Origin of the sequence: Rhodococcus sp. PvR044 (genome assembly GCF_040548995.1) — a bacterium.
Lineage (GTDB): Bacteria > Actinomycetota > Actinomycetes > Mycobacteriales > Mycobacteriaceae > Rhodococcus_G > Rhodococcus_G oryzae.
In genome coordinates, this window is sequence record NZ_JBEPSX010000006.1 from 45109 (window position 1) to 69968 (window position 24860).

23 protein-coding genes are annotated in these 24860 nt (G+C 68.5%); 10 read left to right on the top strand and 13 right to left on the bottom strand.

Features of this window, described 5'->3' with window-relative positions; all coding sequences use genetic code 11:
- The first annotated feature begins 38 nt into the window (after positions 1-38).
- From ABIC28_RS15350 to ABIC28_RS15370, 5 genes are all read left to right on the top strand, one after another.
- The gene (locus ABIC28_RS15350; RefSeq protein WP_354579663.1) at positions 39-389 is read left to right on the top strand and encodes a DUF4873 domain-containing protein; all 351 of its coding nucleotides are present in this window, start codon (positions 39-41) and stop codon (positions 387-389) included.
- Between the two features lie 46 nt (positions 390-435).
- Positions 436-1392, top strand: a complete 957-nt coding sequence (locus tag ABIC28_RS15355) for a LysR family transcriptional regulator (RefSeq protein ID WP_097210213.1) — start codon at positions 436-438, stop codon at positions 1390-1392.
- Between the two features lie 130 nt (positions 1393-1522).
- Complete coding sequence (locus tag ABIC28_RS15360; protein WP_502945029.1) at positions 1523-2986, top strand: glycoside hydrolase family 5 protein; 1464 nt, start codon at positions 1523-1525, stop codon at positions 2984-2986.
- Positions 2987-3751: 765 nt separating this feature from the next.
- Positions 3752-4471, top strand: coding sequence for a hypothetical protein (locus ABIC28_RS15365; protein WP_209928573.1), 720 nt, complete (start codon positions 3752-3754; stop codon positions 4469-4471).
- Between the two features lie 109 nt (positions 4472-4580).
- A complete protein-coding gene (locus ABIC28_RS15370; protein WP_269588542.1) occupies positions 4581-6044 on the top strand; it encodes an Ig-like domain-containing protein in 1464 nt (487 codons plus the stop codon).
- Between the two features lie 90 nt (positions 6045-6134).
- Here the strand turns inward: ABIC28_RS15370 and ABIC28_RS15375 are convergent, their stop codons facing one another.
- The 3 genes from ABIC28_RS15375 to ABIC28_RS15385 form a co-directional block, all read right to left on the bottom strand.
- Positions 6135-6776, bottom strand: a complete 642-nt coding sequence (locus ABIC28_RS15375; protein WP_209928571.1) for a TetR/AcrR family transcriptional regulator — start codon at positions 6774-6776, stop codon at positions 6135-6137.
- On the bottom strand, positions 6773-7477 hold the full coding sequence (locus tag ABIC28_RS15380; RefSeq protein WP_209928569.1) for a TetR/AcrR family transcriptional regulator: 705 nt from the start codon (positions 7475-7477) through the stop codon (positions 6773-6775). Before ABIC28_RS15380 ends, ABIC28_RS15375 begins: the two co-directional genes overlap by 4 nt.
- 120 nt (positions 7478-7597) lie before the next feature.
- Positions 7598-9118: a flavin-containing monooxygenase gene (locus tag ABIC28_RS15385; RefSeq protein ID WP_354579667.1), complete on the bottom strand. Its 1521-nt coding sequence runs from the start codon at positions 9116-9118 to the stop codon at positions 7598-7600.
- Between the two features lie 130 nt (positions 9119-9248).
- Here ABIC28_RS15385 and ABIC28_RS15390 point away from each other — a divergent pair, with 130 nt between their 5' ends.
- The gene (locus tag ABIC28_RS15390; RefSeq protein WP_269588539.1) at positions 9249-10118 is read left to right on the top strand and encodes a polyphosphate kinase 2 family protein; all 870 of its coding nucleotides are present in this window, start codon (positions 9249-9251) and stop codon (positions 10116-10118) included.
- Between the two features lie 18 nt (positions 10119-10136).
- On the opposite strand, the gene ABIC28_RS15395 is transcribed toward ABIC28_RS15390, so the two are convergent.
- From ABIC28_RS15395 to ABIC28_RS15410, 4 genes are all read right to left on the bottom strand, one after another.
- Positions 10137-10358, bottom strand: coding sequence for a hypothetical protein (locus ABIC28_RS15395; RefSeq protein WP_097210206.1), 222 nt, complete (start codon positions 10356-10358; stop codon positions 10137-10139).
- Positions 10359-10396: 38 nt separating this feature from the next.
- On the bottom strand, positions 10397-10735 hold the full coding sequence (locus ABIC28_RS15400; protein ID WP_257017032.1) for a hypothetical protein: 339 nt from the start codon (positions 10733-10735) through the stop codon (positions 10397-10399).
- Between the two features lie 74 nt (positions 10736-10809).
- Positions 10810-11376, bottom strand: a complete 567-nt coding sequence (locus ABIC28_RS15405; RefSeq protein ID WP_097210345.1) for a type 1 glutamine amidotransferase domain-containing protein — start codon at positions 11374-11376, stop codon at positions 10810-10812.
- 130 nt (positions 11377-11506) lie between these two features.
- Positions 11507-12565, bottom strand: a complete 1059-nt coding sequence (locus tag ABIC28_RS15410) for a YeiH family protein (protein ID WP_097210205.1) — start codon at positions 12563-12565, stop codon at positions 11507-11509.
- Between the two features lie 101 nt (positions 12566-12666).
- On the opposite strand from ABIC28_RS15410, the gene ABIC28_RS15415 reads away from it, so the two are divergent.
- Positions 12667-13578, top strand: a complete 912-nt coding sequence (locus ABIC28_RS15415) for a LysR family transcriptional regulator (RefSeq protein WP_097210204.1) — start codon at positions 12667-12669, stop codon at positions 13576-13578.
- Positions 13579-13620: 42 nt separating this feature from the next.
- Here ABIC28_RS15415 and ABIC28_RS15420 read toward each other — a convergent pair whose 3' ends face one another.
- Together ABIC28_RS15420 and ABIC28_RS15425 are read right to left on the bottom strand one after the other, a co-directional pair.
- On the bottom strand, positions 13621-14661 hold the full coding sequence (locus tag ABIC28_RS15420) for an NAD(P)-dependent alcohol dehydrogenase (protein WP_097210203.1): 1041 nt from the start codon (positions 14659-14661) through the stop codon (positions 13621-13623).
- A 72-nt stretch (positions 14662-14733) separates the two neighbouring features.
- Positions 14734-15291, bottom strand: a complete 558-nt coding sequence (locus ABIC28_RS15425; RefSeq protein ID WP_209928559.1) for a TetR/AcrR family transcriptional regulator — start codon at positions 15289-15291, stop codon at positions 14734-14736.
- A gap of 309 nt (positions 15292-15600) precedes the next feature.
- Here ABIC28_RS15425 and ABIC28_RS15430 point away from each other — a divergent pair, with 309 nt between their 5' ends.
- On the top strand, positions 15601-16338 hold the full coding sequence (locus tag ABIC28_RS15430) for a hypothetical protein (RefSeq protein ID WP_143548377.1): 738 nt from the start codon (positions 15601-15603) through the stop codon (positions 16336-16338).
- A gap of 151 nt (positions 16339-16489) precedes the next feature.
- On the top strand, positions 16490-17986 hold the full coding sequence (locus ABIC28_RS15435) for an endoglycoceramidase I (protein ID WP_354579672.1): 1497 nt from the start codon (positions 16490-16492) through the stop codon (positions 17984-17986).
- A gap of 72 nt (positions 17987-18058) precedes the next feature.
- Here ABIC28_RS15435 and metE read toward each other — a convergent pair whose 3' ends face one another.
- The 3 genes from metE to aceA all read right to left on the bottom strand — a co-directional run bounded on the left by metE (position 18059) and on the right by aceA (position 22744).
- Positions 18059-20353, bottom strand: coding sequence for a 5-methyltetrahydropteroyltriglutamate--homocysteine S-methyltransferase (metE, locus tag ABIC28_RS15440; RefSeq protein WP_097210199.1), 2295 nt, complete (start codon positions 20351-20353; stop codon positions 18059-18061).
- Positions 20354-20458: 105 nt separating this feature from the next.
- Positions 20459-21355, bottom strand: coding sequence for a 3-hydroxybutyryl-CoA dehydrogenase (locus ABIC28_RS15445; protein WP_077040593.1), 897 nt, complete (start codon positions 21353-21355; stop codon positions 20459-20461).
- Between the two features lie 99 nt (positions 21356-21454).
- Positions 21455-22744 carry an isocitrate lyase gene (aceA, locus tag ABIC28_RS15450; RefSeq protein ID WP_097210198.1) on the bottom strand — a complete coding sequence of 430 codons (1290 nt, stop codon included), beginning with the start codon at positions 22742-22744 and terminating at the stop codon, positions 21455-21457.
- A gap of 441 nt (positions 22745-23185) precedes the next feature.
- Here aceA and ABIC28_RS15455 point away from each other — a divergent pair, with 441 nt between their 5' ends.
- Positions 23186-24100 carry an MBL fold metallo-hydrolase gene (locus ABIC28_RS15455; RefSeq protein WP_097210196.1) on the top strand — a complete coding sequence of 305 codons (915 nt, stop codon included), beginning with the start codon at positions 23186-23188 and terminating at the stop codon, positions 24098-24100.
- Positions 24101-24121: 21 nt separating this feature from the next.
- On the opposite strand, the gene ABIC28_RS15460 is transcribed toward ABIC28_RS15455, so the two are convergent.
- Positions 24122-24838, bottom strand: coding sequence for an enoyl-CoA hydratase/isomerase family protein (locus ABIC28_RS15460; RefSeq protein ID WP_097210344.1), 717 nt, complete (start codon positions 24836-24838; stop codon positions 24122-24124).
- Positions 24839-24860 lie beyond the last annotated feature (22 nt).

Here is a 24860-nt window from a genome sequence, read left to right on the forward strand (position 1 = left end):
GGTCTTGTGTTACCTGAGGTAACAGGTATTCTTGCGGGGTGAGCGACTTCAGCGCCGAGACCGGCGAGGACCACGACGAACCGGACGGCTACTCCGGAAGGGCGCTGATCACGGTCGGTTCGCACCCCACCCTCGCGCTCGACGTCCAGCTGGTCGGCCATTTCGAGCCGATCAGCGGTCGCTACCTCTGGCAGGGCCGGGTCCGCCGGCTCGCGGAGTCGATGCGCGACGGCGCGACGGTCGGGCCCGGCGCGGAGCTGGAGATCGAGACCCCCGAGGGCTCGGGCATCGCGACGGTGTCCTCGATCGACCTCTGGGGCAGCCACATGATCGAGGGCCGGTCGGGCAGGCCGTTCGCCGCGATGGAGGGCACCGAAGGCCTGCTCTGACCGTTCCCGCCTGTTCCGCGGCCCGGCCGACCTACACTCTTGCGCCATGGAGCTGCAGACCCGCCAGCTGAGGTACTTCGTCGCCGTCGCAGAGGAGCTGAATTTCACCCGCGCCTCCCAGCGTCTGCACATCGCGCAGCAGGCGCTGAGCGCGCAGATCAAGCAACTGGAGCAGGACCTGGACGTGATCCTGCTGACGCGGACCACCCGCAGCGTGACCTTGACCGCGGCAGGCGCCGCGTTCCTCGAGGATGCGAGCGCGGTGCTGGCGGCCATGGACGCCGCGGCCGAGCGTGCACGCTCGCTGCAGCGCAGCGAGCGTGCACGCCTGGTGTTGGGCTTTCTCGAGGGCGCGGCGCTGATCCTGACCGAGCCGATCCTCTCGGCCTTCCGCACCCGCCATCCCGGCGTCACGGTGGAACTGCGTCAGTTCAACTACGACGACCCCTCGGCCGGCCTCGCCGACCGGTCGGTGGATGTGGCGTTCGTGCGGCGCCCGATCTCCACGGACGGCATCGACTTCGTCCCCCTGTTCAACGAGCCGCTCATGGTGGGGCTCCGCACCGACCATCCACTGGCCGATCGCCCCGCGGTTCGCGCGAGCGAGCTCCTCTCCGAGCCCATGCTCGGGGCGGCCTGCACCGACCCGGTGTGGAACGCATTCTGGGAACTCGATGCGCATCGAAATGGCACACCCGCTCCGCCCGTCTCCCGCTCGACCACGTTGCTGGAGGAATATCAGAAGGTGGCGGCCGGGGTCGGAATCGTGGTGACGGCCGCCGCGGCCCGCTGGGTTCCCTTTCCCGGGGTGGCGCTGGTACCGATCCTCGACGCCGCCCGCAACGAGGTCGCGGTGGCACGCCACCGCGACAACGATTCGGCGCTCGTGTGCTCGTTCATCGACACCGCTCGACGGGTGCGCGACGCCCGCCCCGATCTCGTCGCGAAGCTGAGCGAACCGGATTTCGACGACCGCACGATGCCGACGTTCATCCCGTACTGACAAGCGCAGCTTGTGAATCCGTAGCGAACGGGTGTTTCCGTTCGACTCTCCCCAACCCTAAGGTTCCTTGGACGTCCGAACGTCGCTCGATGAAGGGTAGAGAATGAGCTGGTCACGGGGCCGAGTCCTGATGCGCATCATGACTGCACCGGTGCTCGTTGCCGCCGCCGTGGCGCTGCAGGTACCCGCCCAGGCCGCCGCCACCCCCACGAGCGACTGGACACTGCCCCGGTTGACCGTCACCGACAGCTCCATCACCGACGTCACCGGGCGGACCGTCCTGCTGCGCGGGGCGAACGTCAACCAGCTCAACGACTACGCCGAGAACGACCCCGCGATCCCGGCCACCGCACCTCTCGAACGCGCCGACTTCACCCGGATGGCGACACTCGGCTTCAACGTCGTTCGGCTGACCGTGGCATGGTCCGCCCTCGAACCCACCCCCGGTGCATTCGACATGGCCTACGTGGCCCGGATCCGCGAGGCCGTGAACGACGCCAAGGACCACGGCATCTACACCGTGCTGGACATGCACCAGGACGCATGGGGCAAGGCGGTCGGCACACCCCCGGGCGAGGCCTGCCCCGCACCGCTCAAGCCCGGCATCGGATGGGACGGCGCCCCCGCATGGGCCACCATCACCGACGGCTGGAGCACCTGCACCCTCGGCGGGATCCGCGAGACCTCCCCCGCCGTCGCCCGCTCGTTCCAGAACTTCTACGACGACACCCAGGGGATCCAGGGTCACCTGGTCAACACCTGGGCGCGACTGGCCGCCGAATTCAAGGACGAACCGGCGGTCGTCGGCTACGACCTGCTCAACGAGCCCAACCCCGGCCTGCGGGACCCCATCACCGCCGCCGACCAGATCGGCCGGTACTACCAGCACGCGATCGCGGCGATCCGGCAGGCCGAGCAGGGTGGGTTCGCACACCTGGTGTTCTTCGAACCGAGCGCGATCTGGTCCGCCATCGGTGTCGACGCGCTGCCGCCGCCGCACTATGTGAACGATCCTCTCGTGGTGTTCGCGCCGCACCTGTACAGCGGCTCGATCAACGTGAGCAGCGAGATCCCCTCGATCGAGGAAGGCTTCCGACTCGCGCTCGACGGTGCCGCGCGATACCGGGCACCGCTGTGGACCGGCGAGTGGGGTTGGTTCGGCGCCCCGGACGCCGACGCCGACCAGGTCGATCGATTCGTCGACGCGATGAACAAGCACCGGATCGGCGGGGCCTGGTGGTCCTGGACCCAGGCCTGCGGTGACCCGCATGCGGTCCGCGACGGCAACACCCACAAGCCTCAAGGCAACCTGAACAAGATCGACTGCCCCTCGGGCGAGCAACTCGGTCTGGTCGAGGGCTTCGCCCGCCCACTCTCGCGCGCCTACCCGCGGGCTGCCCCCGGCACCCTCGCGGAGGTGACCGCTACCGGGTTCGCCGGCACCGGCACCGGACGCCTCGAGGCCTGGTACCCCGGCACCGCACGCCCCGACCTCGACACCGCCGGCGTCACCGATCTCGGCCTGACCCAGATCGACGGCGGATGGCGCATGATCGGGAACACCGCGGGGGCTTATCGGGTGACCCAACACTGAATCACGTCGTGCGTATCCGGCAACAGTAACGAGCAGATTTCCCACTCCGATAGAAATCACGGGCCGGAATCCAGCAACGCGGAACAGCAGATTCGCCAATCTGTGAACCGACCCGGGAGAACACTTCATGAATTCCCGACCCGAGCCAGCAAACAATGACCGAACCCTTTATTTACTGAAGGGTACCGAGGTTACCGGCGGTCAACCCGGCCAGGATTTCCCTGACCGCAATAGCGGAAACGATGCACCCCTGAGCTGGATCGATGCTAAGTACAGAGCCTGTCGGCGACGCCATCCCTCATCAAGAAAGTAGCGATCGCGCTCAGTGTCCGTGAGGCCGAACGGACCCCCGGCAACACAGATTGAAACCTCGACTGATTTCGTTTAAGGTTCCGCTCCCGCAACTGCGGTAGACGTGGTAGAAATTGTCGCGGCCGCAACCGCATCCTGGTTGCGGCCGCAGCATTTCAGGAAATCAAGTTCAAGGAGAAAACAATGGGAACCCTCTTCACCGTGCTCGGCGCAATCGGAAGCACCATCTCGATCGCGACCTTCATGCAGTCTCTGAGCTGACGGCTCGGGGCCGGTGCGCTCCCGAGGTGCACCGGCCCCTTTGACCGCCACGCAGGCGGTCGCCTTCAGGTCCTGCCCCGGCACTCCCGGGGCGGGCGCTCCGGTAGATGCGACGCCGGGACAGGCCCTGCGTCGGGCAGAGTACGCGGCCACCACCCTGTCGTGACCGCAACAGCGAGAACTAGGGAGAACATGTCTTCGAACACCGTCCGCCGCATCGCCGCCCTCGCGGCCGCCACCGCCCTCCCCGCCGGCCTGCTCATGGCAGGCGCCGGAGCGGGCGTCGCGAGCGCAGCCGACCCGGCCTGCGTCCAGTCCAGCCACGACACCAAGAACGACTGGAGCACCGTGTGGATCACCCACACGTACGACAAGTCCGTCTCGGCCGCCGAGGTCGCCGCAGGCACCAACGTCACCTACAAGATCGTCGTCGGCACCACCAGCATCGGTAACCCCTACGTCAACACCATCCGCGACTACCCGCCGGCCGGCTTCGGCGCCCCCATCTCGACGAAGGTCACCGCCTACCACTTCGCGCAGGGCCAGGTCACCGAGGACGTCACCCCCGAACCGACAGGCGACGGCGGCTGGCGCGCGAGCAGCACCGGATGGTTCGTCAACTCCGGCAACCCGGTCACCGCCGAGTTCACCTACCGCGTCCCCGACAACACCCCGGCAGGCACGAAGGTCACCAGCGGCGGCATCGACATCAGCGGCACCGTCGGCGTCGGAGTGAGGCGCGAGAACCTCACCGCATGCTTCAACGTGCGGGCCAAGAACCCGGGCGAGGCCGTTCTCGGCAGCGCAGACGGCGCAGGCGTCGGCTCCGCCGAAGGCCAGCTGAGCTCCACCGGCTCGGTCAGCGACGTGCTCGGCGACGCCATCACCCGCGTCATCAACAACGGCAGCTAGTCCCCGTGTGCTCGGCGCCGCGACCGCCGCGGCGCCGAGCAACGAAACCCCCACCCCCACGCTGCGGCCTCGATGGCGACGGTCGCGCACTGGCTACCGAAGGATCACCATGACATCACGAGAGATGACCCGCGGCGTCGCCGCAGGCGCGGCAACGACTCTGGCCATCGGCGCGCTCGCCTTCCTCGGCGCGGGCGTCGCCGGTGCGGCCCCGGCGTCGATCACCTGGGACGACGGCAGCTCCCGTTTCACCAGGACGGTCAGCAACACCTCCCCCGCCGTCGGCGACACCATCACCGTGACAACGAAGTTCGACCGGACCAGCTGGGTCGACGAGTTCATCTACAACGTCAAGGACCGGCATCCGTCCTGCCTGACCTACGTGCCCGGCTCCGCGAAGATGGGCGGCTCCCCGACCAACACGGACGACGTCAATGCCGACGAGGGCAACGGCACCGGCTACGTCCGTTCCTCATGGGGCGTCACCTCCTGGGTGGTCCAGAACCGCCCGGGCTTCCACGCCTCGCCGGAGTACAGCGTCGACTACAAGGTCGGCCCGAACTGCCCCCGCGGCGTCGCCCTGACGACCGGCATGGACTACGGCGGATCCCTCGGCAGCGGCGGCTACGGTCAAAAGGGCCCGTCGCTCAACATGGCCAAGACCGCCACCACCACCACGCTCGGCGCCGTCACCGGCGCCCGCGTCGGCGTGCCGAGCAACCTCACCGCCAACGTCACCGGCGGCGCAGCGGGCGACACCATCGAATTCCGCGACGGCACCGCCCCGATCGGCACTGCCACCCTCGACGGCGCGGGCACCGCGACCCTCGCCTGGACCCCCACCGTCCGCGGCGGACACACCCTCACCGCCAGCTTCCCCGACACCGCATTCGCCACCGCCTCGCAGTCCGCGCCGGTCACCGTGCAGGTCGCCGAGCAGAACGCCACCTCCACGATCGCGCTCGCACCGATCACCGGCGCGCAGGTCGGCCGCGCCTCCACCGTCACCGCCACCGTGAACCCGGCCGCTGCAGGCGGCACCGTCGAACTCCGTGACGGCGCAGCCTCCCTCGCCACGCTGCCGGTCGGTGCCGACGGCAAGGTCACCTACCAGTGGGTGCCCGCCGCGGCAGGCGCGCACACCCTCACGGCCACCTTCTCCGGCCGTGACGGCGTCGTCGGATCCACCACTACCGCATCGGTGAACGTGGCCGAGGCACCCGCCTCCTCCACCGACTCGACCACCACCCTCAACCCGGTCGGCGCCGCCGCCGTCGGCACCGCCACCACCCTCACGGCCAAGATCAACCCCGCCAACGCCGGCGGCACCGTCACCTTCAAGGACGGCGGCACCGTCATCGGCACCGGCACGGTCGGCGCCGACGGCACCGCCACCGCCGCGTGGACCCCGGCCACCGCGGGCCAGCGCACCATCACCGCCGAGTACTCGGGTGCAGGCACCGTCAACGCGTCCTCCGACCAGGAATCTGTGATCGTGGGACCGGGCGACGGCACCGGTGGCCCCGGAACCGGCAGCGGCGCCGGCAGCCTCGGCTCGCTCTTCGGCTCCTGACAACCGATACACCGTGAAGGGGCTGTCCCCGGCCACATCGGCCGGGGACAGCCCCTTTTCACAACCCGGCCACCGGCACGACGAACAGCGTCAGGGCCGGGCCGCGACGGGCCCGCCGATGCCCGAGCGCAGGAAGTCGACGAGCGGCGCCGCCAGATCCTCTGCCGTCGCGGGCCCGTGCAGCGGGAACACCGCGGAGGCGAGCAGGATCGAGCCCATCGCCTCGCCTGCCACCCCGAGGTCAACGGCGCCGGGCAGATCTCCGCTCCGCACCCCGGACGCGAGGAACTCCGCCGCGACGTCGCCGAACTCTCCGAACACCCCGAGCAGCCGGTCGATCAGGACCGGATCGATCGACGGCGCCTCGAACACCACGAAGCGGATCAGTTCCGGCTCCTGCCGCACCAGCTCGTGCAGGCGATCGACGATGTGCCGGTACCGGTCGAAGAACTCGTCGAGGTCCGCCGACCGTCCGAGCGCGTCGTCGACGATCCGCTCCCTGATCAGTTCGAAACCGTGGTCCACGACCGCATCCAGCACGTCACGCTTGCTGGTGAAGTAGTTGTAGAACGTGCCGTGGCCGACGCCGAGCGCGGCCACGATGTCGGCGACACCGCAGTTCGCGTAGCCGTCCGCCACGAACACCTGCGCGGCCGCCTGAACCAGCTCGCGGCGCCGCTCCGCGCTGCGCCCGCCCGCGACCCGGTCGTCGGCACCCACCCCGAGGGTCACCGCGCCTGCCCGTCCATGCCCGGCCGACACAGGCCGAACGACACCAGCGCGACGATCGTGTCGGTGTACCGCGCCCGGTCGGCGGCGCATTGGCCGACGCGCAGCCCGCGCAGGAGACCGGGCCAGGTCAGGGCGATGATCGAATGACCCACCGCGTTCGGGTCGAGATCCTTGCGCAGCCAGCCGCCCAGTATCCCGTGCTCGAGCACCTCCGCGACCAGACCGGCCAACACCTGCTCGCCGCGCATCACCCGCCTGCCGAGCTCGTCCTCGATCGCGCTCGCCTCGACCATCAGGAGCTTGAGGACGTTCGGTGAGTCCTCGACCAGTCCGAACAGCGCGTCCGCGAGGTCCCGAATCCGGGCGATCAGCGATTCCAGTGTCTCCGGCGGCTCGAGCAGCGCGGGCGCGTCGACGACATCGATCAGTTCCCGCAGGCAGCGCTCCATCACCTGATCGAGGATCTCGCGTTTGCTGTCGAAGTACCGGTACACGGTGCCGAGGCCAACCCCTGCGCGCTTGGCCACCTGCGCTGCGGTCGTCGCCTCGTAGCCACGCTCGGCGAATTCCTCGATCGCCGAGGACACGATCTGCTCGCGTCTGGTCTCGGACAACCCCGGCTGCGGTGGCCGTCCGCGCCTGGCTGGCCCCTCCTCGAGCACTGCGACGAGCGGCACCGCATCGCTTGGCGTCGACGGCAAGCCTGGCTCCTTCGGCATCGCGGACTCGGGAACTCACGACAATGCGCCCGCATCGGCGGGCGCATTTCCCGGATCGGTCGGTGACCGATCCATGATCAGGATCTTACCAACCGCCGGGCCTCAGCCGGTGGTCTCGGCGACCTCGACGGCGGTCTCCGCTGTGGTCCCGACCAGCTCGAAATCGGACGGGTCGAGCCTGCGGGTGCGCAACCAGTACTGCCAGGTGAACCCGGGCCAGATGGTGCGGTTGACGCCCTTGGCATCGAGGTACCAGCTGTTGCAGCCACCGTTGGTCCACACGCCCTTGGACAGCTTGGCCTGGATGTCCTCGTTGAATCGATCCTGGACCTCGGGCCGCACCGCGATCGCCTCCGCGGCGCTGCCGTCGACGAGCGCCATCGCCGCCAGCACGTATCGGATCTGCTGCTCGATCATGAACACCACCGAGTTGTGCCCCAGGCCGGTGTTCGGGCCGAGCAGGAGGAAGGCGTTCGGATAGCCCGCCACGGTGATCCCCAGGTGCGTCTGGATGCCGTGCTCGTTCCAGTACGGCACCAGTTCCCGGCCGCCGACGCCCGCGAGGTTCACGCTGTCGAACCCGTCGGTCACGTGGAAGCCGGTCGCGAAGATGATGGCGTCCGCCTCGCGAACGGCGCCGCCCCCGGCCACGATGCCCGACTCGGTGACCCTCTCGATGCCCTCGGTGATGATCTCCACGTTGGGCTTGGCCAGCGCCGGGTAGTAGTCGCTCGACCCGAGGATGCGCTTGCACCCGATCCGGTACTCGGGCGTGAGCTTCCGCCGCAGCACCGGGTCGGCGATGCTGCGCGCGATGTTCTTCTTCGCGATCGTCTCCAGCGGCCGCATCAGATTCGAGTGGCCGTTGAGACCGATCGCCAACGATTCCGACACCCAGTAGATGCCATCGCGGAATGCCCTCCTGACCGGCGGCACCAGGTCGAAGACCCGGCGCAGGCGCGTGCCGATCGAGAGGTTCTTGCGGGGCACCACCCATGCCGGGGTGCGCTGATAGAGCTGCAGTTCGGCCACCGCGTCGACGATCTCGGGCACGAACTGGACGGCGCTGGCGCCCGTGCCGATCACCGCCACCCGCTTGCCGGTGAGGTCGTAGTCGTGGTCCCAGCGGGCGGAGTGGAACGCGACACCGCCGAAGTCCCCCATCCCTGGCAGGTCGGGGACGTTCGGGACGTGCAACGCACCGACACCGGCGACGAGGTACTGCGCGACGTACTCGTCGCCCTCCTCGGTGCGGACGTGCCAGCGGTTCTCGGTCTCGTCCCAGTACCCGCCGTCGACGGTGCGACCGAAGTGGGTCTTGGCACGGAGCCCGTACTTGTCGGCGAGGCCTCGCAGGTAGTCGAAGATCTCCGCCTGCCCGGACCACAGCTCGGACCAGCCGGGGTTCGGCTCGAAGGAGAACGAGTACATGTGCGAGGGCACGTCGCAGGCACAGCCGGGGTAGGTGTTCTCCCGCCAGGTGCCGCCGACCTCATCGGCCTTCTCGAGAATGACGAAGTCAGGGCGGCCGGCCTTCAGCAGCTGGATCGCCATGCCCATCCCGGAAAAACCCGCGCCGATGATGAGCACCCGGGACCGATGCTGCTTCGTCTGCGATGCCATGTCCGACCTCGACTCTCCGGTACCTATCGTCAGGTTAACCTCGCGTGACCGCGCTCACCATCGCGTTGCTGAGCCGAAACGCCGCAGGCGGAGCCGCCCGAACCCGCCACACCCTGACTACAGTCACGACATGGCCAAGCTTCCGAAGGAACCAGTCGGCAACTGGGAGATCCCCGCGGTCGAGGCGCTGCGGGCGACCCCGGACACCCGAGTTGCCGACATCGTCACGAAGGGCACCCCCGGCTTCGTCGGCGACAAGGCGGTGGGCGAGCGACTGCTCGAGGAGCGCGGCGCACGCCTGTCCGCCCTCCAGGAGCTGCTGTACGCCAACGGACGGTCCGGCGACACCCGCTCGGTGCTGCTGGTGCTGCAGGGTATGGACACCGCGGGCAAGGGCGGGATGCTCCGGCACGTGATCGGCCACGTGGACCCGCAGGGTGTCGACCATGCCTCCTTCGGGGTCCCTACCGCCGAGGAAAAGCGCCACGACTACCTGTGGCGCATCCGCAAGGCCCTGCCCCGCAACGGACAGCTCGGTGTCTTCGACCGGTCCCACTACGAGGACGTGCTGGTGGTGCGGGTGCACAACCTGGTGCCGCCGGAGGTGTGGGAGCCGCGCTACGAGGAGATCAACGCGTTCGAGCGGGAACTGGTCGAGTCCGGTACGACGATCGTCAAGGTGGCGATGTTCGTGTCGCTGGACGAGCAGAAGGCTCGCCTGGCCGAACGGCTCGAGCGGCCCGACAAGTACTGGAAGTTCAACCCCGGCGACATCACCGAACGCGGCTTCTGGCCGGAGTATCAGAAGGCGTACCAGGCCATGCTCGACCGGACCTCCACCGAGCACGCGCCGTGGCACGTGGTGCCCTGCGACCGCAAGTGGTACAGCAGACTGGCCGTCACCGAGTTGCTCATCGACGCACTGGAGAATCTCGACCTCGACTGGCCGCCCGCCGATTTCGACATCGACGAGCAGAAGGCCCGGCTCGCCGAGTCCTGAGCGCCGACCCATGGGCGCTCAGGGGAAGTGCGGGGTGTCCCGGCCCAGCTTGTGGTCGTGGTGGATGGTGCCGCCCACCACCACGATGGCCGTCGTGATCACGAGCACCAGCGCAGACCCGGCGACGATTGCCCAGCCAGGGTGACCGGACCCCGCCGCCACGAGGAACATCCCCAGGGTGAGCGCGGTGAGCAGGACGCCGCCGAAGCCGACCCACCCGGCGAAAATGTTCAGACTCATCGCTGACTCCTCTCGGCCGGCGGCGCCCGGCGTCGTCGTCATCGCACGGGCCAGCGGTCGCCGCCGGGCAGCGGGAACCGGGGGGTGTGTTGGTGCACCCGTCGATCGTGGACAACGGCGCTGCTCACGATGCTCGATCCGATCAGCACGCAACCCGCGCAGACCAGGGCCGCCACGATCGCCCAGCCGGTGAAGCCCGACGCCGCGGCGACCACGCTCAGAGCAAACGTGAGGACGGCAACGAGCCCTAGGGCATAACCGATCCATTCGGAGAACAGACTCAACTTCTCGGGGAACCGACGCACCCGCCCCGGGAACTGTCGCAGCTGATCAGAGAACATATTCAGCCTCATGTCGGCGAACAGATTCTGGAACATGCTCACTCCTCCTCGACTCGAGGATCAACCTTTGTGTTCGACGCTACGCCCGGTTCTCGCGCCTCGACAAGGCGTCAGAGGGGCTCAACCGGCTGCGGCATCTGTGTGAACTTGCCGACGATCGCGGCGCAGAACCAGTGCAGGTCCGCCGGTCCGCGGCTGGTGATCAGGTTGCGATCCACCACGACCTTCTCGTTCACGTGGCTGCCGCCCGCGTTGATGATGTCGGTGCGCAGGCTCGGCCAGCTGGTCAGCGTCCGACCTCCGACCACGTCCGCCTCGAGCAACATCCACGGACCGTGTCCGATCGCGCCGACCGGCTTGCCGACGTGCACGAAGTGCCGCACGAACGCGACCGCGTGGTCGTCGACCCGGAGCCGGTCCGGGTTCATCGTGCCGCCGGGCAGGATCAGTCCGTCGAAGTCGTCGACGCTCGCGCGCGAGACCACCAGATCGACCGGGAAGCGGTCCGCCTGCTGCACATCTGCACGAAATGCCTGGATCTCCCCCGGCTCGAGGGAGATCAGCGTGACCGCGGCGCCCGCCTCCTCGACCGCGCGCCGCGGCACGATCAGCTCGTCTTGCTCAACCCCGTCTGTCGCCAGGATCGCCACTCGGTGACCCTCGAGTTGCCTAGACATCGCCCCGACTCCTTCTGCGCTCGCCTGCGGCGCCCGGATCTCCCCGGGCACCCGCCACCGCAGCGAACGCACCCGGGCATGCACCGAGTATGGCGCCCGATCGGGACGACGACCAGGGGTGCTCCTGGCGTCAGCTCACGAGCAGGACACCCACCAGCGCTATCGACGCAACCCAGACGGTCGACAGGCTCGCCAGCACGAAGGGACGGGGGCCGACGTCTCGGATGACCGCAAGGCGCACCCCGGCGCCGAGGGCGAACATCGCGGCGGTGAGCAGCGCCGTCTGCGCCAGCCCCGCCACGGCAAGGACGGATCCGGGCAGCAGCCCGGTCGACCGCAGCCCTACACACGCGATGAAGGCCAGCACGAACAGCGGCACGAGCGGCGGGCGCTTCGCGGCACCGGCGCCACCGGCGGGCCTGCGCCGACTGCGCACGCTCAGGTAGGCCATCACCGGGGCGAGCATGAGCACCCGGGCGAGCTTGACTACGGTGGCGACGGCCAACGCGGCCCCGCCGATCGCTCCTCCGGCGGCGACCACCTGGGCGACCTCGTGGATCGCACCGCCCGCCCACATGCCTGCGGCCTCCTCGCTGAGCCCCATGGCGCTCGACAGGAGCGGGATCGCCGGGATCATCAGGGTGCCGAAGATGACCACGAGGGCGACCGCGGTGAGCAGCTCCTCCTCGCGGGCGTCGATGACGCCGTCCGCGGCCGCGACCGCCGCCGCACCGCAGATGGAGAATCCACAGGCGATCAGGACCCGCTGGGTCCACGACAGCCCGAGCAGCTTGCCCGCGTACATCGTCCCGGCCATGCCGAGGCACACGATCGCCACGACAACCGCGATGACGCCCCAGCCGAGCCCGAGGATGTCGCTGAACATGAGCTGCAGCCCGAGGAGCGCGATGCCCACGCGGAGCAGGCGCTTGGACGAGAAGGCCAGCCCGGGGCGGAACCTGGGCGCGATCGTGAACAGGTTCGCCACGAGCGCCCCCGCCACGATCGCGATCAGCATCGGGCTCACGGTGGGCACGAGCCGCCCCACCCCCATCGCGACCAGCGTGCCGACCACGCTGAGCGCGATGCCGGGAAGGACATCGGTCCGCTCGTTGCCCGGCTGCGCGGGAGGCGTATCCGCGGCTGCCCGATCGCGAACGAGATTCGACCCGCTCAGTTTTCTGCTCATGCATCGACTGTCCGTTACCCGAGCTAAGTACGGTAGCCGGTGATTTACCAACACCTCATATCACAGTGATATGGAGATCCCGTTGGGCATACCATGCGCGTATGACCCGCCGTTGGCCCGAGATGGGCGTCCTCGAACTGCTCGTCGGCGTCGACGACCACGGGAGCCTCAGCGCCGCCAGCCGGATCGCGGGCATCGCGCAGCCGAACGCCAGCCGATCCATGAAGCAACTCGAGCGCCAGTTCGGGATGCCCCTTCTGCAGCGCAAACCGACCGGTTCGACGCTGACGCCCCAGGGGACCGTCATCGCCCACTGGGCACGCCAGGTCCTCGCCGACGCAAGCCAACTGCTCGATGTCGCGGAGGGGATGCGCGCCGAGCGCTCGGCCGAGCTGACCATCGGCGCCAGCATGACCGTGGCCGAGCACCTGATGCCGGGATGGTTGGGCCGGTTCCGGGGTTTGAATCCCGATGTGACAGTCCATCTGCAGGTCCGCAACTCGGCCCAGGTGTTCGACTGTGTCACCGACGGCTCCTGCGATGTCGGTTTCGTCGAATCCCCCTCGGTCCCGTCCTCACTGCACAGCACCACCGTCGCTCGTGACCAGCTGGTGGTGGTCGTTCCGCCCGACCACCCGTGGACCCGCCGACGGCGGCCGCTGACCATCGCCGAACTCGCCGCCACCTCGCTCCTGGTCCGTGAGCCCGGGTCGGGCACCAGGACCACGCTCGACCTGGCCCTCCAGGAGTACGAACGCGCGAAGCCGATCCTCGAACTGGGCAGTGCCGCCGCAATCCGGACGAGCGTGCTCGGCGGGGTCGGACCCGCCGTCCTCAGCACGCTCGCGGTCAAGGATCAGGTGCGGACCGGCGAGCTTCGGGTGATCCACGTCGACGGCCTCGAGCTCGGCCGGACCCTCCGGGCAGTCTGGCGACCACCACGCCAACTCGACGGTCCCGCAGGCGATCTCGTGCGACTCGTGCGAAGGACCGCGCAGCAGCGCGCCGACTGAACCGACCCGGACCGCGTCAGGAGTGAAGCGACGCGGACCGCGTCAGAAGGTCCCGGCGTCGATGACGAATCGGTAGCGCACATCGCTGCGCACCACCCGGTCGTAGGCCTCGTTGATGCGGTCCGCGGGGATCACCTCGATCTCCGCGCCGATCCCGTGCTCGGCACAGAAGTCCAGCATCTCCTGCGTCTCGGCGATCCCACCCACCATCGACCCGGCCAGGCTGCGCCGGTTCGACGCGAGCGAGAATCCGCTGACCCGAATCGGCTTCTCGGGCAGGCCGAGCTCCACCAGCGCCCCGTTGACCGCGAGCGTCGACATGTACAGGTCGATGTCGAGGTTCACCGAGACGGTGTTCAGGATCAGGTCGAACCTCGACCGCAGCGCCTTGAAGGTCGCGGGGTCGCTCGTCGCGTAGTAGTGGTGGGCACCGAAGCGCAACCCGTCGTCCTGCTTGCTCAGCGTCTGACTCAGCACGGTCACCTCCGCACCGAGCGCGGCGGCGATCTTCACCCCGACGTGCCCGAGCCCACCCATGCCGATGATCGCCACCTGCTTGCCGGGACCCGCGCCCCAGTGCCGAAGGGGCGAGTACAGCGTGATGCCCGCGCAGAGCAGCGGCGCCGCGACGTCCAGCGCGAGACCGTCCGGGATGCTGAGCACGAACCCCTCGGTGACCACGATGTGAGTGGAGTACCCACCCATCGTGTACTCGCCGTCGCCGATACGCGAGTTATAGGTCTGTACAACTCGTTTGGTGCAGTACTGCTCGTCCCCGGACGCGCAGGCATCGCATGCGCCACAGGAATCGACAAAGCAGCCGACGCCGACGCGGTCCCCGACCTCGTGCAGGGTGACCTCGGAGCCGACGGCGGCGACGACGCCCGCGATCTCGTGACCCGGCACCACCGGATAGTGGGTGCCGCCCCACTCGTTGCGCGCGGTGTGGATGTCGGAGTGACAGATGCCCGAGTACTTGATCTCGATGAGCACGTCGAGCGGACCCAGGTCCCGGCGCTCGATGCCGACCTTCTCGAGCGGTCCGTCGGCACTGGTCGCGGCGTAGGCGGAAACTGTGAGCATGCGTAAGTTTCTATAGGCCGAGCCGATTCCGCGCAACGCGACCGACCTCGTCGCAGGTCTGGCGGTCACGACTCAGCCGAGCCCAGACCGATCGACCGTGATCCGCCGCAGCAACGAGTCGGCGGCCGATTCGAAGACCTGCGGAAGATCGATGTCGTCGGGGACGGTGGCCCACTGATCGCGGAGACCCTCGTTCAGGGCCAGCAGTTCGAGGATCACCTGGCGGGCATCGACGTCCGGCCGGATCTCCCCCTCCTCGATCCCCCGCTCGACGACGGGTACGAGCATTCGCAGCGAGACGATCAGGTTGCCGCGCAGGCGCTCGCTCGCGGGGTTCGATTCGAGCAACGCCTCCCCGCTGAGAACGGCACGGAAGCGCACCAGTTCGGGACGACGCATGCTGTTGCGAACCGCAACGGTGAACTGATGGAACAGATCCCGCACCGTGCCGGTCGCATCGAAGGCGTCGGCATAGGGATCTTCCCGCAGTGCGATGGCGGCGAGGAAGAGTTCCTTCTTCGTCCCGAAATGGTGGAGCAGTCCGGCATCGCTGACGCCGGCATCGGCCGCTATTCGCGCCAGCGACGAATTCGCGTACCCGAAGCGGGAGAAGTGTTGGACGGCGGCCATCAGGATGCGTTCGTGCCTGTCCTCACCCGGCGCGTATCGGCGGCGCGGGCGAGGCCGACCCCTGGGTGACTCGTCGTCTGGATCTCGGTCCGGCCCCTCGGCTGTCATCACGATCTTTCTGCGAGTGTCGGGCACTGATCGCTCGAGCCTATTCGGTGACCGAGCCACAGGAGACGTTCATGCCGCGTCTTCTCGAAAGTCATCCAGAAGACCTAGTGGCCACTTAGCATTTGCCTCCAAGCGGGGCGGCCCGACGGCCGCGAAGCGCTGAACAGCAGATATGCCGACAAGGAGAAGGAGAGTTCACTGATGACCACTCAGCAGCGATTGCGCCGGCGGATGCCCGCGCGGTCGGCAACCGTGGGGGCACTCTTGCTGGCGCTCGTCGCCGCACCGGTGACGGTGGCACTCGCAGACGAGGCACCACCGGTCGCGGAGTCACCGGGGTCGACCCAGGTACTGGACGGCACTGGTTCCGGCGATATGTGGGCGGTGCCGACCCTGCCGGCCGACCAGCTCACGCTGATCATCGCCTTCAGCTTCGGCAACAGGATGCCGGCGGGGGCGGATCCCGCACGAACCGAGGGTGAGCCGGGGCCGGTCAACGAGGCGCTCGCGGACACGGTCGTCGCGGCGCGCGGCGATCGGGACATCCCGGTCTACGCACAGACCCCGATCGCGGACGTCCTGCGCACCAAGTACGACATGGACGACGTCGTGGCCATCGCGGCCGACGTTCGCCCCGACGGCACGCTCGCGTATCTGTCGACCGATGGGGCCGCGGCGAAGGTCGCCGCCCTGCGCGGCGCGTCACAGGCGACCGACCTCGCCGGCGTGGTGGCGTTCGGAGACCACCAGTGGCGGGCCACCCGAACCGCGGAGGCCAACGGCTTCCGCGCCTATGCGCCGCTGGGGATTTCGATGCCCACCCAGTATGACCCGGAGTCCGGCCAGGTGTGGACGAGGAGCCGCGAGGTCTACCTGCCGACCGACTACGCAGGCAGGATCCCGCTGCTCATCGAGACCGGCAGCGGAGCCGGCCGATAGGCACTATGACCGCTTCCGCGGCCACGATGGGGCGGGTTACACCCGCCCGCCCCATCGGATCACCGAAAACCCGCGTGGACACCTGGCGCTCCCCTAGAATTCACCAGTTGGACAATCGTCCAACTGGGTCGGTGAATCCCTGAGGAGTGACATGCGCAGATTGCTCGCGACAAGCATCGCGGTGCTCGGAACGCTGTTCGCATCAACACCAGCGGTGGCCGCCGCCGACGAAGCCCCGTCGACGCCGATCAGCCAGGTCCGCATCGACGGACGTTCCCTCGTCGACGGGTACGGACGCACGGTCCTGCTGCACGGGGTCAACAACGTCGACAAGGAACCGCCGTACCTCACCCCGGGGGACGGACTGACCCTCACCGCCGCCGACGCCGACCTGCTCGCCCGGCACGGGTTCAACACCGTCCGCCTCGGCGTGTCCTTCGACGGCCTGATGCCCGAGCAGGGCCAAATCGACCCCGCCTACCTCGACCGGATCGCCGACACGGTCGACGTCCTCGGCACCCGCGGCATCCACGTCCTGCTCGACAACCACCAGGACGGACTGAGCCCGGCCTGGGGCGGAAACGGCTTCCCGGAATGGTCCATCAAGGCCAGACCCTTCCCCGGCGAACCGAACCCGGGATTCCCGATGAACTACCTGATGCCCAGCATGAACATCGGCTGGGACGAGGTCTGGACCAACAAGAACGGGGTACTCGACCACCTCGGCACCGCCCTCGCAGCGCTCGCCACCAGGGTGGAGGGGAAACCCGCCGTCCTCGGCATCGAGCTGATGAACGAACCCTGGCCCGGCTCACCGTTCCTGACCTGCTTCCCCGGCGGCTGCCCCGGCTTCGACCGGACCTACCAGGCCGCGATGCAGAAGCTGACCGACCACATCCGAGGCGCGAGCGCGACGGTGCCGGTGTACTGGGAACCCAACGTGACCTGGAACCAGGGCATGCCCAGCTACCTGGGCAGCCCACCGCAGACCCCGGCGATCACCGACCCGAACATCGCCCTCTCCGTGCACGACTACTGCATCCCCAGCCAGATGAGCATCTACGGCGGGGTGCCCGAGAAGGCCAAGCTGGCCTGCCCTGCCCAGCACGAGCTGACCTGGGCCCACATCGATTCGCTGACCTCCCGCACCAACCGGCCGGCCCTGGTGACCGAGTTCGGCGACGTCGACCCGAACACCCTGGCGGCCACGATGTTCCGCGCCGACGAGCGCTTCACCGGCTGGCAGTACTGGCACTACTCATCGATCTTCGGCCCCGGCGGCGGCGCGGATCCGTTCCACGGACAGGTCGGCGACCAGCTGGTGCGCACCTACCCGCAGGCCACCGCAGGCACCCCCGGCACCCTGAAGTTCAACCCGGACGGCGGCGACTTCAAGTACACGTACACGCCGCGGCCGTCGAGCAAGCCGACCGAGATCTACGTCTCCGACCGGCACTACCCCGCCGGCTACGTCACCGAGGTCACCGGCGGCCACACCACCTCCCCCACGGGCGCCCGCACGGTCACCGTCCAGGCAGACGGCACCGGCCCGGTCACCGTCAAGATCCACCGACCCGACTCGGACGGCAACAACCTGCCCGACAAGCCGGGCTTCGGCTCGGGCTCGGCCGGCAGCTCGGGCTCCTGACCGGCCCGCTTCATCACCCGAATGCACGAAGGCCCCGGACCGTGAGGTCCGGGGCCTTCCGCGTGTCCACGCCTATTCGGCCGCGGCGGCCTTCTCGGCGCGGCGGCGCAGGCGGCGCGCGGCCGCCACCAGGTTCCGCAGCGAGGGCTCGAGCTGCCAGTAGTGCCTGGTCTTGAGGCCGCCGTCGGGATTGGCCCACAGTCGGTCCAGCTCCACCGATTCCGAGGCCTCGGTGAGCAGCTCGTCGAGCTCATCGATGTCCGGGATTCGGGCCGAACGGCTCTCGTACACACCGGGTCCCACGCCGTGGGTGAGCTTGCGCTCCTTGATGGCGTCGAGCACCCAGGTGATCGAACGGGTCGCCACGATCGCGGTCACATCGCAGTCCATCCGCTCGATCGCGTCCACCACCGACTTCTGGGTCGTATAGGTCAGGTGGGTGTGGATCTGCGTCTCCGGCTTGGCACCGCCGGTAGCCAGCTTGAACGCGTCGACCGCCCAGTCCAGGTACTCCTTGCGCCCGCCCGCCCGCAGCGGCAGCAGTTCCCGGATCGCCGGCTCGTCGACCTGGATGATCGAGATGCCCGCGGCCTCAAGGTCGGCCACCTCGTCACGGATCGCCAGCGCCAGCTGATCAGCGGTCTCGTGCAGCGGCTGGTCCTGCCGGACGAACGAGCGCGCCAACATGGTGATCGGACCGGTGATCATGCCCTTGACCGGCTTGTCGGTCAGCGACTGCGCGTAGCCGATCCACTCCACGGTCATCGGCCCCCGCCTGCGGACGTCACCGAAGAGGATCGGCGGACGCACGCAACGCGACCCGTACGCCTGCACCCAGCCGTTGTGCGTGGACGCGAATCCGTCCATCAGCTCGGCGAAGTACTGGATCATGTCGTTGCGCTCGTGCTCGCCGTGCACGAAGACGTCGAGGCCGATGTCCTCCTGCAGCCGGATGGTGCTCTCGATCTCGGCCTGGATGCGCTTGACGTAGTCAGCCCACTCCAGCCGTCCCTGACCCAGCTCGTACCGCGCCTGGCGGACGGCATCGGTCTGCGGGAACGAGCCGAGAGTCGTCGCGGGCACCTTCGGCAGGTTCAGCTTCTCCTGCTGAGCCAGCCGACGGACCTCGTACGGAGCCCGGATGCGGTCTTCGGCCTTGATGGCGTAGACCCGTTGGCGCACTTCGTGCTTCTGCTTGAAATGCACTTTCGTCGGCTTCTTGCGCCAGCGCTCCGACGGGCCCTCGGTGAGCGCCTTGGCCAGTGAGACCACCTCGCCGACCTTCTGCTTCGCGAAGGCGAGCCGGTCCGCGACGTCGCCGTCGAGTTCCCACTCGGCCAGCACGTCGTACGGCACGTGCATCAGCGAACAGGACGTCGAGACAACCAGATCCGGGATAACGTCCTTGAGCGAGGACAGGTAGGTGAGCGTGACGAGGTTGTCTGCCCGCCACACGTTTCGGCCGTTCACGACGCCCGCGTAGAGGCGCTTGCGCTTGAGGCCGGGGATCTTCGCCAGTTCGTCGGCCGCGACCTTGCCGTAGACCAGGTCGAGTCCGAGCGCCTCGATCTTCGTGGCGGCCAGGATCGGCAGTGCCTCACCGAGATTCCCGTACGGGCCGGTGACCAGGATCCGCGGGCGCAGCGGCGCGTGGGACAGCGTGGTGTACGCCCGGCCGAGCGCGGCCAGTTCCTCCTGCGTGCGGTCCTGGGTGAAGGCGGGCTCGTCGAGCTGGACGCAGGTCGCCCCGGCCTTGGCGAGCAATTCGAACAGCGCCTCGTACTGCGGCAGCAGCGAATCCAGCAGGTCGAGCACCGAGAAGTCGTCCGCCGCATCGGCGCTCGCCTTCGACAGCAGCAACAGCGAAACGGGGCCAAGGAGCACGGGGCGCAGTTCGATGCCGCGCGCCTTGGCCCGTTCGAACTCGTCCATCAGCGCGTCTGCGCGCAGGGTGAACACTGTGCGCTCGTCGAGCTCGGGCTGACGGTAGTAGTAGTTGGTGTCGATGAACCGCACCAGCTCCAGCGGCGGGAAGTCGGGCCTGCCGCGGGCCATGGTGAAGTAGAAGTCGAGTTCGTTGAGCTCGCCCTCGAGCGGGGCGAACCGGCTGGGCACGGCGCCGAAGAGCAGCGCGTTGTCCAGCACGTGGTCGTAGTAGGAGAAGGTGTTGCCGGGAACCTGCGTCAGGCCGGTCGCGGCCAGCTCGCTCCAGGTCTGCTCCTGGAGCTCCCGGCCGACGGCGATCAGCTCGGCCTGGCTGGACTTGCCGTGCCAATACGCCTCGAGTGCCCGCTTGAGTTCGCGTCGGGGCCCGATCCTGGGGTACCCCAGGACGCTGGAGCCGTAGGTGGCGGCGCTGTTGGACATCGTGTCGACCTCTCCCTCGATGCGCTTCGCGCCCGTGCGCGATCGGTACCCCGGCAGGGGTGAAAATCGCGCACGGGCGCCGAAGGTGCGTACTGGTGAAGCTGGCTAGCTTGCTTTCTTCGTGCTCCGACCGTTCTCGCCGTACTCATAGAAGCCCGCGCCGGACTTCTTGCCGACGAGACCGGCCTCGACCATGCGCAGCAGCAGCGGCGGCGCCGAGTACAGCGGCTCCTTGAACTCCTCGTACATCGAGTCCGCGATCGACTTGACGGTGTCGAGGCCGACCAGGTCCGTCAGGGCCAGCGGGCCCATCGGGTGGTTGCAGCCGAGCACCATCGCGCGGTCCACGTCGTCCTTGGTCGCGAAACCGGACTCGACCATCCGGATCGCCGACAGCAGGTACGGCACGAGCAGCGCGTTGACGACGAAGCCGGAGCGGTCGGCCGAACGGACGACCTGCTTGCCGAGGACCTCGCTGGCGAACTGCTCGGCCCGCTCGGAGACCGCGGCGCTGGTCTTGAGGGTGGTGACCAGCTCGACGAGCGGGAGCACGGGCACCGGGTTGAAGAAGTGCATGCCGATCACGCGCTCGGGCGCCTTGGTCGCGATGCCCAGCTTCATGATCGGGATGGAGGAGGTGTTGGACGCCAGCACCGCGTTCGGGTCGGTGACGACCTGGTCGAGCTCGGCGAAGATCGCACTCTTGACCTTCTCGTCCTCGAGGACGGCCTCCACGACGAGCTGCCGGTCGGCGAAGTCGCCGAGATCGGAGGTGAAGCGCAGCCGCCAGGCGGCCTGCTCCCGCTCGCGCTCGGTGATCTTGCCGCTGCTCACACCGCGGTCCAGCGACCGCAGGATGCGGGCGCGGCCGGCAGCCGCGAGCTCGCGGGTCTGCTCGAACACCAGAACATCGACATGTGCGCGGGCGCACACCTCGGCGATTCCGGCGCCCATGATGCCTGCGCCGATCACGCCGACGCGCTGAATCTTTTCGCTGGTCACGTCAGCTCCTCATCGTCTAGTGGAGTCGTCCGCACCGCGGGGCCCGGGCTGTGGGCCCCGCGGTGGGTGGGACGGGTGGTGCAGGTGAAGCGGGGGTTCCTAGTGGAACTGGCCCTCTTCGGTGGAGCCCTTCAGCGCCGCGGTGGACGTGTTGGGGTCGACCGTGGTGGCGATCTTGTCGAAGTAGCCGGCGCCGACCTCACGCTGGTGCTTGATGGCGGTGAAGCCACGCTCCTCGGCGGCCTTGAACTCGCGCTCCTGCAGGTCGACGAAGGCGGTCATGCCCTCACGGGCGTAGCCGTGGGCCAGGTCGAACATGCCGTAGTTGAGCGAGTGGAAGCCGGCCAGGGTGATGAACTGGAACTTGAAGCCCATCGCGCCGAGCTCCTTCTGGAACTTCGCGATGGTCGCGTCGTCCAGGTGCTGCTTCCAGTTGAAGGACGGGGAGCAGTTGTAGGCCAGCAGCTGGTCCGGGAACTCGCTGCGGACGGCCTCGGAGAACTTCTTGGCGACCTCGAGGTCCGGCACGCCGGTCTCCATCCAGATGAGGTCGGAGTACGGCGCGTAGGCCTTGGCGCGAGCGATGCAGGGCTCGATGCCGTTCTTGATGCCGTAGAAGCCCTCGGCCGTGCGGGTGCCGTCGAGGAACGGGCGGTCACGCTCGTCCACGTCGGAGGTGAGCAGGGTGGCGGCCTCGGCGTCGGTACGCGCGATGACGACGGTGGGGACGTCCGCGACGTCGGCCGCGAGACGCGCCGAGGTCAGGGTGCGGATGTGCTGCTGGGTCGGGATGAGCACCTTGCCACCGAGGTGGCCGCACTTCTTCTCCGACGCGAGCTGGTCCTCCCAGTGCGAGCCGGCGACGCCGGACGCGATCATGGCCTTCTGCAGCTCGTAGACGTTCAGCGCGCCACCGAAGCCGGCCTCGCCGTCCGCGACGATCGGGGCGAGCCAGTTCTCGACGGAGGTGTCGCCCTCGACCTTGGCGATCTCGTCGGCGCGCAGCAGCGCGTTGTTGATGCGACGGACGACCTGCGGCACCGAGTTGGCCGGGTAGAGGCTCTGGTCCGGGTAGGTGTGACCCGAGAGGTTCGCGTCACCGGCGACCTGCCAGCCGGAGAGGTAGATGGCCTTGAGGCCGGCGCGCACCTGCTGCACTGCCTGGTTGCCGGTGAGGGCACCGAGGGAGTTGATGTAGTCCTCGTTGTTCACGAGGTCCCACAGGATCTCCGAGCCACGGCGGGCCAGGGTGGCCTCCTCGACGACGGAGCCCTGGAGCTTGACGACCTGCTCGGCCGTGTAGTTACGGGTGAGTCCCTTCCAGCGGGGATTGGTGTCCCAATCCTGCTGGATCTCAGCTGCGGTCTTCGGGGTGCCGGTGGTCGACATCGAGGCTCCACTCTCTTGTATCTGCTGGTCCGGTACGGATGTACTGCTTCACATCCTTGCCAGGCCCTTCGTATGTACTTAACGAGAGTGGCATACACAAAAACTGCCGTCTACCTGTTGCTAATGCCAATCTTGGCTAGGTTTTCAACCCGGGTTGCTAACTTTGCAAAGTTCATACCGGCCAAGCGAGCGCTTGGCTACCGGCAAGTAGGTTGGCGATCTACCGGCAAGTAGGTTCCGACCTGCGGATTGTTCGAGGCACGCGAACTGCCGCGGTCGCGCCGACATCCCGGCTCCGCGGAGGACCGCGCCGACGCCCGATCACGGTGGACCCGATCCGGCTGTGAGGGCAATCACGTCGCCCGAAGGTCGCCGAACGACTCGTTCCACCGTCGCGACGAGGTCCGCGACGGTGGCCACGCCTCCGGCTAACGTGCCGGCATGAGACTGCGGCTCGGACGCCCCGACATCAACCGGTACGCCGATCGATTCGATCTCACCCCGGCGACCGATGGGCTCGCGGTCACGTTTCTCGGCGTCGCGAGCCTGCTCCTCGACGACGGCTCGTCGGCGATCATGACCGACGGGTTCTTCACCAGGCCGGGCCTACCGAGGGTGTTACTGGGCAGGATCGCCCCCGACCCGGACCGGATCGACGCCGCACTCTCCATGGCGGCCGTCACCCGACTCGACGCGGTCATCCCGGTGCACACCCATTTCGACCACGCGCTGGACTCCGCGGCCGTCGCGGAGCGAACCGGCGGGCTGCTCGTCGGCGGCGAGTCCACCGCCTCGATCGGTCGTGGGCACGGGCTGCGGCCGGATCGCATCGCGGTCGTCGCCGAAGGGGCCTGCCTGCGGCTCGGGGGCTTCGAGGTCGCCATGGTCGCGTCACATCACTGCCCACCCGATCGCTTTCCCGGTGAGATCACCGAGCCGGTCGTTCCGCCGACGCGGGTGTCGGCGTACCGGTGTGGCGAGGCCTGGTCGATCGTCGTCGGCCACCCGGCCTCGGGGAGGTCACTGCTCGTGCAGGGCAGCGCGGGGTACGTGCGCGGCGCGCTGGCAGGCAGGCGGGCCGAGGTGGCCTACCTCGGGGTGGGTCAGCTCGGCATCCAGCCGGAGGAGTACATCGAGGAGTACTGGCGGGAGACCGTCCGCGAGGTCGGCGCCAGGCGCGCAGTGCTGATCCACTGGGACGACTTCTCCCGGCCGCTGTCCGAACCGTTGCGCGCGCTCCCCTACGCGGGCGACGACCTCGACCGCACGATGACGGTGCTCACCAGGCTTGCCGACGCGGACGGCGTGGCGCTGAGCTTCCCGACCGTCTTCGCCCGCGAGAACCCCTGGGCCTGACCGCCGGCCACCGCTCGGTGGTCACCCTTGCGCCGTCACCGCCGCTTCCTGCGTCTCCAGGCTGGCCGACGGGGTGCGGAGGGCGGCCACGGCGCCCGCGTACAGCGAGCCCTTGATCTCGCCGAGCGTGCGCCCGCGGGTGTGCACCAGTCCCTGAGCACGGCCGACCGCCTTGGCGAGCACGTCGTCCCCGGCCGCGAGCTCGTCGACGAGTCCGTGGGCCAGCGCGTCGGTCCCGCCGTATCGGCGACCGCTCGTCAGCGCGGCGTGCACCGCCCGCGCAGGCAGCCGTGCGGTCAGCAATTCGAGGACCCCCGGCGTGTAGCTGATGCCGACCGTGATGCCCGGCAGACAGAAGAACCCGCGGTCACCGCGCATCACCTGATGGTCGTGCGCGGTGGCCAGGATCGCTCCACCGCCGAACGTGTGGCCCGGCATCGCGGCGACGGTCGCCATCGGAAAGGTCAACACCCGCGCGAAGAGCGCGTGCACACGATCCATGTACGAGTTGAGCTGCCCCAGGTTCTGCGCGACCCAGACGGTGTCGAGGCCGGTGGAATAGAACTTCCCGACCCCGGTGGTCACCAGGGCGGCCGGGCCCTGACTCGCCTCGACCTCGTCCAGCAGCGCCTCGGCCTCGTCGAGCCATCGCGGATTGAACGCGTTCTCCTCGTCTCGTTCACCCTCGGTTCCGAGGTAGAGGACGAACACGTCTCCCGAGCGCTCCATGTAAGGCATGGCGAGACGATAGCCCCCGATC

Bases quoted from the DNA above. Each gene is read 5' to 3' on its own strand.
- ABIC28_RS15355 (WP_097210213.1), top strand. From the start codon at position 436: ATGGAGCTGCAGACCCGCCAGCTGAGGTACTTCGTCGCCGTCGCAGAG.
- ABIC28_RS15360 (WP_502945029.1), top strand. From the start codon at position 1,523: ATGCGCATCATGACTGCACCGGTGCTCGTTGCCGCCGCCGTGGCGCTG.
- ABIC28_RS15365 (WP_209928573.1), top strand. From the start codon at position 3,752: ATGTCTTCGAACACCGTCCGCCGCATCGCCGCCCTCGCGGCCGCCACC.
- ABIC28_RS15370 (WP_269588542.1), top strand. From the start codon at position 4,581: ATGACATCACGAGAGATGACCCGCGGCGTCGCCGCAGGCGCGGCAACG.
- ABIC28_RS15385 (WP_354579667.1), bottom strand. From the start codon at position 9,118: ATGGCATCGCAGACGAAGCAGCATCGGTCCCGGGTGCTCATCATCGGC.
- ABIC28_RS15390 (WP_269588539.1), top strand. From the start codon at position 9,249: ATGGCCAAGCTTCCGAAGGAACCAGTCGGCAACTGGGAGATCCCCGCG.
- ABIC28_RS15395 (WP_097210206.1), bottom strand. From the start codon at position 10,358: ATGAGTCTGAACATTTTCGCCGGGTGGGTCGGCTTCGGCGGCGTCCTG.
- ABIC28_RS15400 (WP_257017032.1), bottom strand. From the start codon at position 10,735: ATGTTCCAGAATCTGTTCGCCGACATGAGGCTGAATATGTTCTCTGAT.
- ABIC28_RS15405 (WP_097210345.1), bottom strand. From the start codon at position 11,376: ATGTCTAGGCAACTCGAGGGTCACCGAGTGGCGATCCTGGCGACAGAC.
- ABIC28_RS15410 (WP_097210205.1), bottom strand. From the start codon at position 12,565: ATGAGCAGAAAACTGAGCGGGTCGAATCTCGTTCGCGATCGGGCAGCC.
- ABIC28_RS15415 (WP_097210204.1), top strand. From the start codon at position 12,667: ATGACCCGCCGTTGGCCCGAGATGGGCGTCCTCGAACTGCTCGTCGGC.
- ABIC28_RS15420 (WP_097210203.1), bottom strand. From the start codon at position 14,661: ATGCTCACAGTTTCCGCCTACGCCGCGACCAGTGCCGACGGACCGCTC.
- ABIC28_RS15425 (WP_209928559.1), bottom strand. From the start codon at position 15,291: ATGGCCGCCGTCCAACACTTCTCCCGCTTCGGGTACGCGAATTCGTCG.
- ABIC28_RS15430 (WP_143548377.1), top strand. From the start codon at position 15,601: ATGACCACTCAGCAGCGATTGCGCCGGCGGATGCCCGCGCGGTCGGCA.
- ABIC28_RS15435 (WP_354579672.1), top strand. From the start codon at position 16,490: ATGCGCAGATTGCTCGCGACAAGCATCGCGGTGCTCGGAACGCTGTTC.
- metE (WP_097210199.1), bottom strand. From the start codon at position 20,353: ATGTCCAACAGCGCCGCCACCTACGGCTCCAGCGTCCTGGGGTACCCC.
- aceA (WP_097210198.1), bottom strand. From the start codon at position 22,744: ATGTCGACCACCGGCACCCCGAAGACCGCAGCTGAGATCCAGCAGGAT.
- ABIC28_RS15455 (WP_097210196.1), top strand. From the start codon at position 23,186: ATGAGACTGCGGCTCGGACGCCCCGACATCAACCGGTACGCCGATCGA.
- ABIC28_RS15460 (WP_097210344.1), bottom strand. From the start codon at position 24,838: ATGCCTTACATGGAGCGCTCGGGAGACGTGTTCGTCCTCTACCTCGGA.